The organism is Spirillospora sp. CA-294931, from assembly GCF_050946795.1.
In the GTDB taxonomy this organism is placed as follows: domain Bacteria; phylum Actinomycetota; class Actinomycetes; order Streptosporangiales; family Streptosporangiaceae; genus Spirillospora.
Genome location: NZ_CP192006.1, coordinates 5,499,244 through 5,512,874 on the forward strand (window position 1 = coordinate 5,499,244; position 13,631 = coordinate 5,512,874).

Sequence of the window (13,631 nt, forward strand, 5' to 3'; positions counted from 1 at the left end):
GGGCTAGGGGTGGTCGGCGCGGTGGGCAGGGAGCAGGTGGGCGCCGAAGTCCTGGCCCGGCTGGCGGATGACCGTGTGGGCGTGGTCGGCCTCGCGCTGGGTGTTGTCGTACTCGACGAGCAGGTGCTCGGTCTGGAGACGGTAGTAGTGGCCCTCGCCCGGCCGGGTGCCGCCCGCCCAGGCGAACCAGGCCTCGCTGGGATCGACCTGGATGCGCTGATCGGGCGTGAAGCGGTCCAGGTAGACCGACAGCAGGCTCGCCAGGCGCGCCTTCGGGCCGTCGTCCAGGGCCCGGCCGGGGATGCCGAGGGGGCAGAGGGGCTCGGTCAGGTGGCGGTCGGTCTGGCTGATGATGTCGTCCGGCGCGGTCGCCGAGAGGACGGCCTGGCGGTGCAGGTCCGGCGGCAGGTCGGTGATCAGGGCGCGGGCCAGGTCCTCCTCGCGCGCGAGCGGGGCGAGGACCTGGCCGCCGTCGGGGGCGTGGACGCGGGACGGGTTGGCGCCGAAGAACAGCGGGCCGATGACGACCTCGTCGTCGGCCAGCGTCGCGGTGACCGAGAGATGGTGGCCCTCGAACCGCCAGGTCCACGCCTCGTCGTCGGGGTCGCCCGCGAGGACCACCCAGTAGTCGTCGCTGTGGCGCCCGCGCGCGCCGTCCTCGTCCCGGTCGAGGACCTCCTCCCAGCCCATGATCGTGACGGCCTGCGCGAACGCGGACCTGGACAGGGCCGTGGCCAGCAGGCGGTGGGCCGCCTTGCGGGCGTGCTCGTCGAGGCCGAGCAGGCACGTCCCGGGACGGGCCTTGGGACGGTAGTCCCATTGCAGCCTGGCCGGGTCGTTCAGGCGGAGCTGGGCGCGGCCGCGCTGGTCGGGCTTGAGTGCGGAGAGGAAGGCGCGGGCGGCGTCCCGCATGGACTCGGCCACCAAGGGTGACTCTTCCGAAGCAGGGAGTGAGGTCATACCGCGATCATGCCCGCCACAGCCGACCGGTACCCTGGAGACCTCCAGGTAGAGGGGGTTGATGAATATGGCTCGCCAGGCCGTCCCTCGTCATGCCCCTTTCCGGGCCGCGTAGGAATCCTTCGCGACCCGGGCCTCAACCTGGAGATTCGCGTGTTCTCTTCTTTCACTCCGATCGGCTCCGCGCTGGTCACCGAACGTCTCGTCCTGCGCAAGTGGACCGCCGCCGAGCTCTCGGCCGTCGTGGCGGGTCACCGCGAGGACGGCTGGGCCGCCGACTTCCCCGCCGAGGGCGACCGCGTGATCGCGGGGGTCATCGCCGAGCTGGGCAACGAGTCCGACGACTACGGGCACCGTCTGATCGTCGAGCGGGACGGCGGCGCCCTCGTCGGATCGATCAGCCTGCTCGAATCTCCCGACGAGGGCCTGGTGGAGATCGGCTACGGCGTCGTCGCCTCGCGCCGGGGGCGCGGATACGCCGCCGAAGCCGCCCGCGCCCTGGTCGAGTTCGCCCTGGCCTCGGCCGGGATCGACGGCGTCTACGCCGAGGTGGAGCGGGTCAACCCGGCCTCGATCCGCGTCCTGGAGAAGGCCGGGTTCCGGATGTACGGCAGCACCGAGTCCACGGTCCGTTACGGGACCTGATCACCTGGTGGGCGGCGGCGCCGTGACGCCGCCGCCCGTCAGGCGACCGCGATCGGTACGTCGGCGTCGGTCCGGCGGAGGCAGGAGTGCGGACCAAATCTTTACCCCTCCCCCATGGCCCGATCCCTACCTGGGAAAACGCTGTCCCGTGCGGGTTCGGACGGCGGAAAATCGCTGTCCAAGCCTGGTCGCGTGTGCTTAGCGTGGGGTTGTGAGCGATCTTGAGGTGAGGCACGTTCCCGAATCGGACCTGGACCGGGTCATGGACCTGGCCGACATGGCCTTCCACGCCCGCACCGAAGACGACAAGCGCGAACGGCTCAAGTGGATGCCGCGCCGCGCCGACCGGGTCGGCGTCTACGACGGCGACGAGCTGGCGGGGTTCCTGGCGGGCCTGCCCGAGCGGATGTCGGTGCCGGGCGGCGACCTCGGGTGCGCCGCGGTCACGTTCGTGGGCGTGCTGCCCACGCACCGCCGCCGGGGCGTGCTGACCATGATGATCGACCGCATGTTCGCGCGGGCGGCCGAGCACGGGCAGCCGCTGGCCGCCCTGTTCGCCTCCGAGGCCGTGATCTACGGGCGGTTCGGCTTCGGCCAGGCCACCCGAGCCGTGACGCTGAAGATCGACGCGACCCGTCCCCTGAAACTGCGGATCGAGCCGGACGCGCGCTCGCCGCGCCTGGTCCCGCGCGAGCGCGCCGCCGAAGTGCTGGCCGAGCTGTACGCCCGCGCCTGCGCGCGGCGACCCGGGCAGTTGCGGCGCGACCCCGACTGGTGGGCGAACGTCGTGGTCCCCGAGGTGCACGAGGAGGACGACGACCTGACCACGCCGCGGATCGTCGTCATCGACGGCGACCCGGGTGGCTTCGCCATCTACCGAGTGCGGGGATCGGACGGCTCCAGCGGCGCCCCGACCATCGTGGAAGTGGAGGAGCTGGAGGCCGACACCCCCGCGGTGGAGGCCAGGCTCTGGCAGTACCTGGTCTCGATCGACCTGGTCGACCAGGTCAAGGCGTGGAGCGTCCCGGTGGACGGCCCGCTGCCCCTGATCGCCGCCGACACCGACCAGGTGAAGATCATGCAGGACTGGGGCGCGCTCTGGCTGCGGCTGGTCGACGTGCCCGCCGCGCTGGAGGGACGGAGCTGGGCCGCCGGCACCGACCTGGTGCTCGACGTGCGCGACGAGCGGATTCCGGCCAACCACGGGCGCTGGCGGCTGCGGACGCGAGCCGACGGCGGGCCGTCGTGCGCGCGCACGGACGCCGAGCCCGACCTGTCGCTGGACGTCCGGGAGCTCGGCGCGGCCTACCTTGGCGGCACACGGGTCCGGCAGCTGGCGCGCGTGGGCCTGGTCACCGAGCACACGCCCGGAGCCGCCGACCGGCTGGACGGCGCGCTCGCCGTCCCGCTGGCCCCGTTCACCGCCGACCAGTTCTGAACGCGGATCGCCATAACGGGCTGTCCGGAACCCGGTTCGTTGGGGGCCGACCACGGGGAACGCGGAGATTTCGGCATCGCCGCCGTTCGTCAGGGATATGTGAGGAATGGCGGGGTATTTCTGCTTTCGCGGGTCGGGGGCTTTGCCATTCGCCCGACCCGCACCAAACCCCCCACCGCGTGCTTGACGCGAATCCTCTCGCTGTAACTATGATGGTTACACCAAGGGGGGTCCGATGAGCGCGAACAGCCGGTTCACCGTGGCGATCCACATCCTGTCGTGGATGGCCCTGGTGGCGCGGATGGGCCAGGCCGTGGTCACCTCCGACAAGATCGCGGTCAGCGTGAACACCAACCCGGTGGTGATCCGCCGGGCGCTCGGGCAGCTTCGCGCGGGCGGGCTGGTGGAGGCGCGGCGCGGGAACGGGGCGGGCTGGAGCCTGACCCGTCCGGCGACCGCGATCTCCCTGCTCGACGTCTATGCCGCGGTCGAGCGGGACGGCGTCTTCGGCCTGCACTCCGCGGAGCCGAACCAGGGCTGCCCGATCGGCCGGGGCATCCGCCCCACGCTCGGCCGCGTCTACGCCGACGTCGAGGACGCCATGCGCCGCCGCCTCGCCGTGACGACCGTCGAGGACGTCCTCAACGACACCCTGACCACGGACTGAGAACCGGCCCGCCGACGGCGGGCCTCTTTTCTGAACTCAGTCGTAACGATGTTGGATACAACCGAGGGAGAGCGGCGATGCGCGCGATCCAGTACGAGAGCTTCGGCGGGTACGACCGCCTGCGGGCGGTCGAGCTCGCGGAACCGAAGCCGGAGGAAGGCCAGGCCCTCGTCCAGATGACGGTCGCCGGGGTCAGCCCGCTGGACGACACGGTGCGGGCGGGCAGGCTGGATCCGGCCATGTCCAAGCCCCTGCCGCTGGTCCCCGGGGCCAGCGGCGTCGGCCGGGTGATCCGGGCGGGGCACACCGGCCCGGCGGAGGGCACGCGGGTGCTGGTCGGCGGCTGGGGGTACGGGGTCGGGCGCGACGGCACCTGGCGCGAGCGGGTCGAGGCCGAGCCCGATCAGCTGGTGCCGATCCCCCACGGGGTCGACGACATCGCGGCCGCCGCGCTGACGACGGGAGCGGGCTACCTGACCGCCTATCTCGCCCTGACGGGCCTGGTCCCGTTCCGGGCCGGCCAGACCGTGCTGGCCCCCGGCATCGGCGGGGCGGTCGGGCAGGGCGGCGTGGAGGTCGCGCTGGCGCTCGGCGCTTCGGCCGCGTTCTCGACCGCGACCCGGACCGACAAGGCCGAGCGCGGGCGCGCGGAGGGACACGAGGTCATCGACCTGTCCAAGGAGTCGCTGCGCGACGGTGTCGCGCGGCTGACCGGCGGCCGGGGCGTGGACGTCGTCCTGGACGGCGTCGGCGGTCCGGTCACCGGCCAGGCGCTGGCCTCGCTCGCCGGGAGCGGCTCGCTGGTCAGCATCGGCTACTCCGGCGGGACCGGGGCCCGCATCGACGTCACGGACCTGATCTGGAAGACCGCGCACGTCCGCGGCTTCATGTTCTCGCTGTTCGGGGCCGAAACCATCGACGCGGCGCGACGGACCCTGCTCGAACTGCTGGAGCTGCGGATGATCGGCCCGACGGTGGCGCGCGCCTTTCCGCTGGAGGAGGCGGCCGAGGCGCAGCGGCATCTGATCGAGGACCGTCCCTACGGCCGGGTCCTGCTCACGTTCTGACGCCCCGGCTCAGTCGGCGGCCGACAGGAACTGGGTGTCGGCCAGGTCGCGGTACAGGGCGTCCGCCTCGACCAGCTCGCGGTGCGTGCCGGTCGCGCGGATCTCGCCCGCGTCCAGGACCAGGATGCGGTCGGCGCCGGTGACGGTGGACAGCCGGTGGGCGATCACCAGCACGGTGGTGGTGCGGGCGATCTCCTCGACGGCCTCGCGCAGCACCAGCTCGTTGGCGGCGTCGAGCTGCGAGGTGGCCTCGTCCAGCAGGAGCAGGCGGGGACGCCGCAACAGGGCGCGGGCGATCGCGACGCGCTGGCGCTGGCCGCCCGACAGCGTGGTGCCGCGATGGCCGACGCGGGTGTCCAGGCCGTCGGGGAGGTGGTCGAGCAGGCCGGTCAGCCGGGTGCGGGCCAGGACCTCGCGGATCGCGTCGTCGTCGGCCTCCGGGGCGGCGTAGCGCAGGTTGTCGCGGAGCGTCCCGGACAGGATCGGGGCGTCCTGTTCGACATAGCCGATCGCGGCGCGCAGCTCGGCCAGCGGCCAGCGCGACACGTCGGTCCCGTCGATGGCCACGACCCCGGACGTCGGCTCGTAGAAGCGCTCCAGCAGGGCGAAGACCGTGCTCTTGCCCGCGCCGGACGGGCCGACGATCGCGGTCATGCCGTGGCGCGGCACGGAGAAGGAGACCTCGCGCAGGACGTCGGGCAGGCCGTCCCCGTAGCCGAAGGTGACGCCGGTGAAGGAGACCTCCGCCGCCGCGGCGTCGCGGAGCTCGACCAGGCCCGTCTCGGACTCGACCGGGAGGCGCTCCAACTCCGACATCCGCCGCGCCGAGGCCAGCCCCGCCTGCCACGCGGTGGCGGCCGTGGCCACCTGGGAGATCGGATAGGTCAGGTAGAACAGGTAGAGCAGGAACGCCATGAGCGTCGACACCGGCATCGCGCCGTCGGCGACCCGGGCCCCGCCGACGCCCAGCACGACCAGGAAGGCGACCTGCACCGACAGCCAGGACGACACGCCCGACACGGCCTCCCAGCGGGCGCGCTCGACGCCGTGCCGCCAGGCGTCGTGCGCGGCCCGCCCCGCGGCGGCCGTCTCGCGCTCCTCGGCGCCGCTGGACTTCACCGTCCTGAACGCCCCCAGCGCCCGTTCCAGGACGTTGCCCATCTCGCCGATCGCCGCCTGCGCCCGCTCGTTCGCCCGCGCGATCTTCGGCATGACCAGCAGCATCGAGACCGCCACCACGAGCAGGACGGCGACCGTCGAGCCCAGCAGCACCAGGTCCATGAAGCCCATCAGGACGATCGAGGCCACGATCAGCACGGCGCCGTTGACGCCGTCGACCATCCCCTGGGCGGCCACGGCGCGCAGCAGCGTGGTGTCGGAGGTGACCCGCGACATCAGGTCGCCGGGTTTGAGCCGGTCGACCTCGCCCACCCGCAGCCGCAGCAGCCGGGTGATGAGACGTTCCCGCGCGGAGCGCACGACCGTCTCGGCCGTGCGTTCCAGGACGTAAGCGCCGCACGTGGCGATCACCGCGCCGCCCAGGACCACCACGGTCAGGATCCCGACCGGTCCCCACAGCGACTCGTCACGCCCGAGGGCGTCGATGACGGCCTTGGCCGCCAGCGGTTCCAGCAGTCCGGCGATGCCCCCGATCAGCCCCAGCAGCCCGCCGAGCACGACCGTTCCCCGATAGGGGCGGACATGCCCGAGCAGGACCCTCCACGCGGGTGTCTCATCCACGCCCCTCACGCTAGGGAGGCGATGATCGCCCCGCTTCCGCCGCTGGTCCCGACCCCGCCTACTCCCCACGAAGGACGCCGCTCCCCCAGGGGTCGGAGCCCGTCCCGAGTCAGGGTCTGCGGCCCACCCCGGTCAGGAGTTCGCGGATTCTCAGGGGGCCGCCGGTGCCGGGGGCCAGCGGCGGTGTCCGGCCGCCCTTCGCCTCGCGCAGGCCCTCGAGGAGTTCTTCCAGCGCCTCCTTCGCGGTGTGGGCCGGAGACCAGGCCAGCTCGGTACGGGCCCGCGTGGTGTCCATGATCGGCAGGCGCAGGACCAGGTCGAAGAGGTGGGGTGAGGCGGGGACCAGGCGGGCGGTCCAGGCGGCGGCCAGGGCGGCGCGGACGGGGGTCGCCGGGACCTTGACCACGCGCGCGCCCAGGAGGCGCGCCAGTTCGGCGGCGTCCACGACGGGCTCGGCCGCGAGGTTGAAGGCGCCCCGCACCTCCCGCACGACCGCCAGGCGGAACGCCTCGCCCGCGTCGGCCGAGTGCAGGGCCTGGAACCGCAGGCCCGGGATGTCGGGCACGGCCGGGATCAGGCCCGGCCTGGCCAGGCGGCCGGGGACGAAGGGGCCGGCGAACAGGCGGCGCTGCTCCACCGACGCCTCGCGCTTGAAGATGAACCCGGGCCGCAGCCGCACCACGCGGCAGGTCGGATGCTCGGCCTCGAAGGTGTCCAGCAGGCGCTCGGCGTAGGCCTTCTCCCGGCTGTAGGCGGCGGTCGGACGGCCGTGCGTCGGCCACGACTCGTCCACCGGCCGGTCCTTGGGCCCGGGCGAGTACGCACCGACGGACGAGGCGTGCACCAGCGCCGGGACCCGGGCCTCGGCGGCCGCGCGGAAGACCCGCGCCGAGCCGAGCGCGTTGGCGCGCCAGGTCACGATCGGGTCGTGGGTGGGCTGGAACAGCCACGCCAGATGGACCACGGCGTCCGCCCCGCGCAGCAGCGGGACGAGATCGGTCTCGGCGACGTCGGCCTCGGCCCATTCGGTCTTGGCGGCCTTCCGCTCAGGGACGCGGCGCGCCAGGCCGACGATCGAGGTGACCGCCGGGTCCCGGGAGAGCGCGGCCAGGGTGCTCGTGCCGACGTTCCCGGTGGCGCCCGTGACGACGACTCTCATTCGTCCTCGATTCTCATGGCCCGCTCCTCGGCCGTGTAGCCGCCGGCGTCCGGGCCCGCGTCGTAGGCGACGGCGTCCTTCTCGGTGTCGGTGCGGGCGCCCTCGTCGTCCTCGACGATCCGCCCGGCCTCGCGGCGCTCGTCGAGCGCGCCGGTCTCCATGGCCGGGTCGGGCTCCTCGCGGTCGAGGCGGTCGCGCAGCGGCTCGCCCTCGCGCTGCTCGGACGCCGTGGTGCCGTGGTCGTCCAGGGCCAGGGGCTCGTCGCCGGGCACGGCCATGCTCTGCGGGTCCTCCGCCCAGCGCTGCTCGGGCGTCCCGTCCTGGAGGTCGGGAACGCCCTGGTCCTCGAGCTCGGAGCGGGGGTCGGGCTCGGGAAGATTCCTCGCCATCGGTTCCTCCTTGGTCGTCAGGCTCGGTCGTCAGGGCGCGAGCAGCACTTTCACCGCGCCGTCGCGCTTCTTCTGGAAGATCTCGTAGCCGTGCGGGGCCCGCTCCAGCGGGAGGCGGTGGGTGGCCAGGTCCTCGACGCCGAGCGGGTCGGACTCCCCCGAAACCAGCGGCATCAGGTCGTCGATCCACCGCTTCACGTGGGCCTGGCCCATGCGGAGCGTGACGCCCTTGTCGAACATCCGCAGCATCGGCAGCGGGTCGGTCATGCCGCCGTACACGCCCACGACCGAGATCGTGCCTCCCCGGCGGACGATCTCGACGGCCTGGAGCAACGCCGCCAGCCGGTCGACGCCGACGCGCGACATGAGCGGCGCCGCCGCGCGGTCGGGGACCAGGCCGGTGAGCGCGTGCGCGACGCGTCCGGCCAGGGACCCGTGCGCCTCCATCCCGACCGCCTCGATGACCGCGTCGGTGCCGCGGCCCCCGGTGAGCTGGCGGATCGCCCCGGCCACGTCGTCGGTGGAGTCGGCGTCGACCACCTCGATCCCGTGCCGCCGCGCCATCTCCAGCCGTTCGGGGACGAGGTCGACGCCCACGGCCCGGTAGCCGAGATGGCGGGCGATGCGGGCGCTCATCTGCCCGATCGGCCCGAGCCCCAGGACGGTCACGCTGCCGCCCTCGGGGACGTCCGCGAACGCGACGGCCTGCCAGGCGGTGGGCAGGACGTCGGAGAGGTAGACGAACCGCTCGTCGGGCGGCCCGTCGGGCACCTTGATCGGGCCGAACTGCGCCTGCGGGACCCGCAGGTACTCGGCCTGGCCGCCGGGCACCTGCCCGTACAGCTTGGTGTAGCCGAACAGGGCGGCACCCGAGTCGTGCTCGCGGACCTGCGTGGTCTCGCACTGCGCGTACAGACGCAGCTCGCACATGTGGCAGTGGCCGCACGAGATGTTGAACGGGATCACCACCCGGTCGCCCGGCCGGACGTGGGTGACCTCGGGTCCGGTCTCCTCGACGATCCCCATGGCCTCGTGGCCGAGGATGTCGCCCTCGGTCATGAACGGCCCGAGCACCTCGTAGAGGTGCAGATCCGAGCCGCAGACACCGGTCGAGGTGACCCTGACCACCGCGTCGTTCGGCTCCTTGATCACCGGATCGGGCACGGTGTCCACGCGGACGTCGCGCTTCCCGTGCCAGGTGAGCGCCTTCATCACAACCTCCTTGTCCCCCACGACCCGCCCTTCCCGGCACCCGGGCCCGAAACATCGCGGGCCCGTCCGGGCGCCGGTTTGATCTCGGGGCGGCCGGGGACAGAGAGCACGTGCCGAACGGGCTGTGAGAGGCCCGTTCCCGTGTGTGACAAGCGGCAAGTGGAGGAAGACATGAGCGCTGGAAATGGCGTGGTCGCGGCGATCAAGGACGACCACCGGGAGCTGGAGCGGATGTTCGACCGGCTGGCGGACCGGCCGGACGCCGCGCTGCTGGCCGAGATGTCGGCGCTGTTCCTGGCCCACGGCAAGGCCGAGGAGGCCGAGGTCTACCCCAAGATGCTCGAGCGGGGCGGCCCGGACGACAAGGAGGAGGTCTTCCACGGCGTCGAGGAGCATCGCGAGGCGGAGGAGCTGCTGCGCAAGCTTCAGGGGATCAGCCCGGGCGGTCCCGGGTTCAAGGCGGCGCTGAAGAAGTTCGTCGACGCGGTCTCCCACCATGTGGAGGAGGAAGAGAGCGAGGTCCTGCCCGCCCTCGACCGGAAGATGGACGCCGCCGAGTCGGCCCGCGCGGAGAAGGCGTTCCGCGCCGCCGAGGCGGCCGAGAAGAAGCGGCTGTCGACCACCTCGGGTCGTGACCTGGACGTCATGACCAAGGAGGAGCTGATCGCCCAGGCGAACCTCAAGGGGCTGCGGGCCACGGCGTCCAGCACCAAGGACGAGCTCAAGACCGAGCTGCGCGCGGCCCTGCACCCCTAGAGGGCAGGATGTCCGGATCCGGCTAGACGCGGGGTCGCCGGGGCGGCGAGGCTTGACCCGTGACGAGGTACTCCGCGGTCCGGACGACGGGCATCTACTGCAGGCCCGGCTGCGGTGCCCGGCCGCTGCCGGGCAACGTCAGGACGTTCGAGCTCGCCGCCGCCGCCGAGGCGGCGGGCTACCGCGCGTGCCTGCGCTGCCGCCCCTACCGGGTGGCGGGCGGGGTCGCCGACGCTCCCGAGCTGGTGTGCCGGGCCGTCCAGCTGATCATCGGGGGACTGCTGGACGAGGCGGGCGAGGCCGCGCTCGGTGCCCGGCTCGGGGTGTCGGCCCGTCATCTGCGGCGGATGTTCAACGAGCACCTCGGGGTCACGCCCGACCGGTTCGCCCGCTCGCGCCGCGCGCATTTCGCCCGCAGGCTGCTGGACGACTCCGATCTCGCGATCGCCGATGTGGCCTTCGCCTCCGGGTACGGCAGCCTGCGGCAGTTCAACCGGGAGATGAAGGAAGTGTTCAAGGCCGCCCCCCGCGAGCTGCGGGCGCGGCGGCGCAGGGACGACCGGCTCACCGCCGACGGCGGTCTGCCGCTCCGGCTGCCGTTCACCGACTCCTACGACTGGGCGGCCGTCCTTGGGTTCCTGGCCGCCCGGGCGATTCCGGGGGTGGAGTCGGCCGAGGACCGCACCTACCGGCGGATCATCGCGCTCGACGGGGAACCGGGGATGCTGGAGATCGGCCCCGGCGGCCCCGACCACCTGCTCCTGCACGCCCATCTCCCCTACTGGGAAGGCGTCATCCACATCGTCGAGCGCGCGTCCCGGCTCGTCGCCGTCGACGCCGACCCGGCGGCGGGCCCGCGAGTCCCCGGGGCGTGGAACCCTCTGGAGATCGCCGCCGGGGCGGTCCTGTCGCGCGACGGGCTCGGCCGCCTGACCCGCTCCCACGGGACGCCGGTCCCCGGCCTCGGGCACGGCCTCACCCACCTGTTCCCCGCCGCCGACGTCCTGGCCAAGGCGGACGACGCGCCCGAGACCGTCCGGAGCCTGGCCCGCGCCGTCTGCGCCGGTGACGTCGTCCTCGACGGCGCCGAGGCTCCGGCCGAGCTGCTGGCGTCCCTGGCCCCGATCCCCGGCCTCACCCGGGAGGCGGCGCTCCAGATCGCCCGCCGGCTCAGCCCGCCGGGGACGCTTCCGCCGCTCGGCGCAGAAGGCCGTTGAGCTCCCCGTAGTCCACCCCGTTCTCCAGGGCGCCGTAGGTGCCGGGGCCGAGCAGCTCGCGCGCGGCCGCGGCGGCCAGCCCGTAGGCGGCCTGCGCGATCGCCGTGCCGACGCTGACGCGCGCGACGCCGAGCTCGGCCAGCTCGGGCACCGACGGCGCGCCCGGGTGCACCATCACGTTGACCGGCAGAGGACCGGCCACGAGCGCGCTGATCGCCGCGCGGTCTCCGACCCCCGGGACGAACAGGACGTCCGCCCCCGCGGCGGCGTACCGCTCGGCGCGCTCCAGCACGGCGGCGAGCCGCTCGTCCGCCGAGCCGGTCCCGGCGAGGAAGACGTCGGTCCTGGCGTTGAGGCACAGGCGGACGCCCGCCGCCTCGGCGGCCTCGCGCGCGGCGGCCAGGCGCTCGGCCTGGGCTCCGATCTCGAACAGCGGCGCCGCCCGGTCGCCGGTCCCGTCCTCGATGTTGACGCCCGCCGCGCCCGCCGCGATGACCTCGGTGATCGTCGTCGCGACCTCGTCCGGCGTGATCCCGTAACCCGCCTCGATGTCGGCGGTCACCGGGACCGAGACGGCGGCGGCGACGCGGCGGACCGCGTCGAGCGCGGCGTCGCGGCCCAGGCCGCCCGCGTCCGGGGCCCCGGCGGCCCAGGACGTCCCGCCGCTGGTGGTGGCGATCGCCGCGGCGCCCGCGGCCTCGATCAGCACCGCCGACGCCGGGTCCCACGCGTTGGGCAGCACGAGCGGGCGCCGCTCGTGCAGGGAGTGCAGCAGCTCGGCCTTCTGGGCGGTGGTCATGCGGTGAGTCCTCTCATCCGTGTTCACGGATGAGAGGATCTCGCGCCGGGCCGGCGCCGGTCCCGTCATATCCGGACGGGAGCGGGTTCAGGCGATCATGAACTCCGGGTCGATCTGGGCGGTGAGGTCGACTCCGTTGGACCCGGCCCACTTGCGGGCGTTGCGCACGTGGAACTCCCTGGCCTGGCGGGTGAACCGCTCCCAGTCCTTGGGACGGCCGTCCACCTCCTTCTGGATCACGCGCAGGGCCTCCCGCGCCTCCCCGTCGAGGGCGTCGAGGCCGAAGGGGCGGCCCTGTTCCATCGCGCGCACCGCGGGCTGGTGCCCGACATAGGTCAGCAGGTCGTCGCCGACGTGCTCGTAGAGGAAGTCGACGTCGTCCGGCGGCTGGACCTTGTTGCCGACGACCGCGATCGCGACGCCGAAGTCGGCCGCGTGGCCGGTGTACTGCCGGTAGACGGCCACGCCCTTCCTGGTGGGCTCCACGACCAGGAACATCAGGTCGAAGCGGGTGAAGAGCCCGGAGGCGAAGGTGTCGGCGCCCGCCGTCATGTCGGCCACGACGTACTCGCCGGGGCCGTCCACGAGGTGGTTGAGGTACAGCTCCATCGCCCCGGTCTTGCCGTGGTAGCACGAGACCCCGAGATCGTCCGCGTCGAACGGTCCCGTGGCCATGAAGGTCACCCCCTCCACCTGCCGCGACATCGCGTGGATCGGGTCGGGGCCGCCCATCCGCAGCAACCGGGACCCGCGTCCCGGCGGGGTGGTCTTCACCATCTCGTCGGCGGATCCGATGCGCGGGTTGTCCCCCCGCAGGTAGTCCTTGATCTCCGGCAGGTGCGCGCCGAGGGCGGGCACGGCGGCGGCCTCGGCCTCGCTCATGCCGAGTGCGGTCCCGAGATGCTGGTTGATGTCGGCGTCGATGGCCACGACCGGCAGGCCCTCGGCCGCCAGGTGCCGGATGAACAGCGACGAGAGCGTGGTCTTGCCGCTCCCGCCCTTGCCGACGAAGGCGATCTTCACATCGACCCTCTTTCCCGGAATGAACAATCGATGGCCATAGCGTGGAGTGTCATGAGCCGTAAGAGGAGTTGTCATTAGGCGATAGCGCCATGCAATGTCGGTAACTCCCACCGCCCGCCGCCGAGGGCCCCGGTCGTCCCCCGCCGCGCACCGCCGGGGGTCGCGGCGGTGCGCGGGGGTCGTACCGCCGGATCGGATCAGGCGCGGGCCGGGTCGGTGACGGACTCGACGGGGAGGCCGGCGTTGGTCCAGTCCTCGATGCCCTCGGGGTAGGTCCGCACGTCGGTGTAGCCGAGCTTCTCCAGGCGGAGGGCGACCGCCTTGCTGTTGCCGCAGGCGGTGTTGGAGCAGTAGGTGACGATCGTGGCGTTCTTGTCCGGCAGGACGGTGGCGGCCCTCTCGGCCACCTGGTCCTCGACGAGGCTGACGGCGCCGGGAAGGTGCCGCTGCTCGTAGTAGGTGCCGCCGAGGGCGTCCACCACGGTGACCGTGCCCGCCTCGATTGCGGTCCGCAGGTCGACGCGGCCGATGGTCGCTGGCATTGCTCCTCCAGAAAGAA

General features: G+C 73.1%; 14 protein-coding genes. 6 read left to right on the top strand and 8 right to left on the bottom strand.

Annotated elements, in window-relative coordinates:
• Positions 1–3: 3 nt before the first annotated feature.
• On the bottom strand, positions 4–924 hold the full coding sequence (locus ACQPY4_RS24865) for a DUF3500 domain-containing protein (protein WP_433324545.1): 921 nt from the start codon (positions 922–924) through the stop codon (positions 4–6).
• 189 nt (positions 925–1,113) lie between these two features.
• On the opposite strand from ACQPY4_RS24865, the gene ACQPY4_RS24870 reads away from it, so the two are divergent.
• The 4 genes from ACQPY4_RS24870 (at position 1,114) to ACQPY4_RS24885 (ending at position 4,777) form a co-directional block, all read left to right on the top strand.
• Positions 1,114–1,605, top strand: coding sequence for a GNAT family N-acetyltransferase (locus tag ACQPY4_RS24870; protein ID WP_433324547.1), 492 nt, complete (start codon positions 1,114–1,116; stop codon positions 1,603–1,605).
• A gap of 211 nt (positions 1,606–1,816) precedes the next feature.
• On the top strand, positions 1,817–3,043 hold the full coding sequence (locus ACQPY4_RS24875) for a GNAT family N-acetyltransferase (protein ID WP_433324549.1): 1,227 nt from the start codon (positions 1,817–1,819) through the stop codon (positions 3,041–3,043).
• Positions 3,044–3,278: 235 nt separating this feature from the next.
• Positions 3,279–3,710, top strand: coding sequence for an Rrf2 family transcriptional regulator (locus ACQPY4_RS24880; protein WP_433324551.1), 432 nt, complete (start codon positions 3,279–3,281; stop codon positions 3,708–3,710).
• A gap of 77 nt (positions 3,711–3,787) precedes the next feature.
• On the top strand, positions 3,788–4,777 hold the full coding sequence (locus ACQPY4_RS24885) for a quinone oxidoreductase family protein (protein ID WP_433324553.1): 990 nt from the start codon (positions 3,788–3,790) through the stop codon (positions 4,775–4,777).
• 9 nt (positions 4,778–4,786) lie between these two features.
• Here ACQPY4_RS24885 and ACQPY4_RS24890 read toward each other — a convergent pair whose 3' ends face one another.
• The 4 genes from ACQPY4_RS24890 to ACQPY4_RS24905 all read right to left on the bottom strand — a co-directional run bounded on the left by ACQPY4_RS24890 (position 4,787) and on the right by ACQPY4_RS24905 (position 9,277).
• Complete coding sequence (locus ACQPY4_RS24890; protein ID WP_433324555.1) at positions 4,787–6,517, bottom strand: ABC transporter ATP-binding protein; 1,731 nt, start codon at positions 6,515–6,517, stop codon at positions 4,787–4,789.
• Between the two features lie 109 nt (positions 6,518–6,626).
• On the bottom strand, positions 6,627–7,676 hold the full coding sequence (locus ACQPY4_RS24895) for an NAD-dependent epimerase/dehydratase family protein (protein ID WP_433324557.1): 1,050 nt from the start codon (positions 7,674–7,676) through the stop codon (positions 6,627–6,629).
• Positions 7,673–8,065 carry a DUF5709 domain-containing protein gene (locus tag ACQPY4_RS24900; protein ID WP_433324559.1) on the bottom strand — a complete coding sequence of 131 codons (393 nt, stop codon included), beginning with the start codon at positions 8,063–8,065 and terminating at the stop codon, positions 7,673–7,675. Before ACQPY4_RS24900 ends, ACQPY4_RS24895 begins: the two co-directional genes overlap by 4 nt.
• 30 nt (positions 8,066–8,095) lie before the next feature.
• The gene (locus tag ACQPY4_RS24905; protein WP_433324561.1) at positions 8,096–9,277 is read right to left on the bottom strand and encodes a zinc-dependent alcohol dehydrogenase; all 1,182 of its coding nucleotides are present in this window, start codon (positions 9,275–9,277) and stop codon (positions 8,096–8,098) included.
• Positions 9,278–9,448: 171 nt separating this feature from the next.
• Here ACQPY4_RS24905 and ACQPY4_RS24910 point away from each other — a divergent pair, with 171 nt between their 5' ends.
• Together ACQPY4_RS24910 and ACQPY4_RS24915 are read left to right on the top strand one after the other, a co-directional pair.
• Positions 9,449–10,033, top strand: a complete 585-nt coding sequence (locus ACQPY4_RS24910) for a hemerythrin domain-containing protein (protein WP_433324563.1) — start codon at positions 9,449–9,451, stop codon at positions 10,031–10,033.
• 59 nt (positions 10,034–10,092) lie between these two features.
• On the top strand, positions 10,093–11,250 hold the full coding sequence (locus ACQPY4_RS24915) for a helix-turn-helix domain-containing protein (RefSeq protein WP_433324565.1): 1,158 nt from the start codon (positions 10,093–10,095) through the stop codon (positions 11,248–11,250).
• Here the strand turns inward: ACQPY4_RS24915 and ACQPY4_RS24920 are convergent.
• The 3 genes from ACQPY4_RS24920 to ACQPY4_RS24930 all read right to left on the bottom strand — a co-directional run bounded on the left by ACQPY4_RS24920 (position 11,204) and on the right by ACQPY4_RS24930 (position 13,614).
• The gene (locus tag ACQPY4_RS24920; protein ID WP_433324567.1) at positions 11,204–12,049 is read right to left on the bottom strand and encodes an isocitrate lyase/PEP mutase family protein; all 846 of its coding nucleotides are present in this window, start codon (positions 12,047–12,049) and stop codon (positions 11,204–11,206) included. The two genes, ACQPY4_RS24915 and ACQPY4_RS24920, sit on opposite strands and share 47 nt — an antisense overlap.
• An 87-nt stretch (positions 12,050–12,136) precedes the next feature.
• Positions 12,137–13,072, bottom strand: a complete 936-nt coding sequence (locus ACQPY4_RS24925) for an ATP-binding protein (protein ID WP_433324569.1) — start codon at positions 13,070–13,072, stop codon at positions 12,137–12,139.
• A 197-nt stretch (positions 13,073–13,269) separates the two neighbouring features.
• A complete protein-coding gene (locus ACQPY4_RS24930; protein WP_433324571.1) occupies positions 13,270–13,614 on the bottom strand; it encodes a rhodanese-like domain-containing protein in 345 nt (114 codons plus the stop codon).
• Between the last annotated feature and the right edge of the window lie 17 nt (positions 13,615–13,631).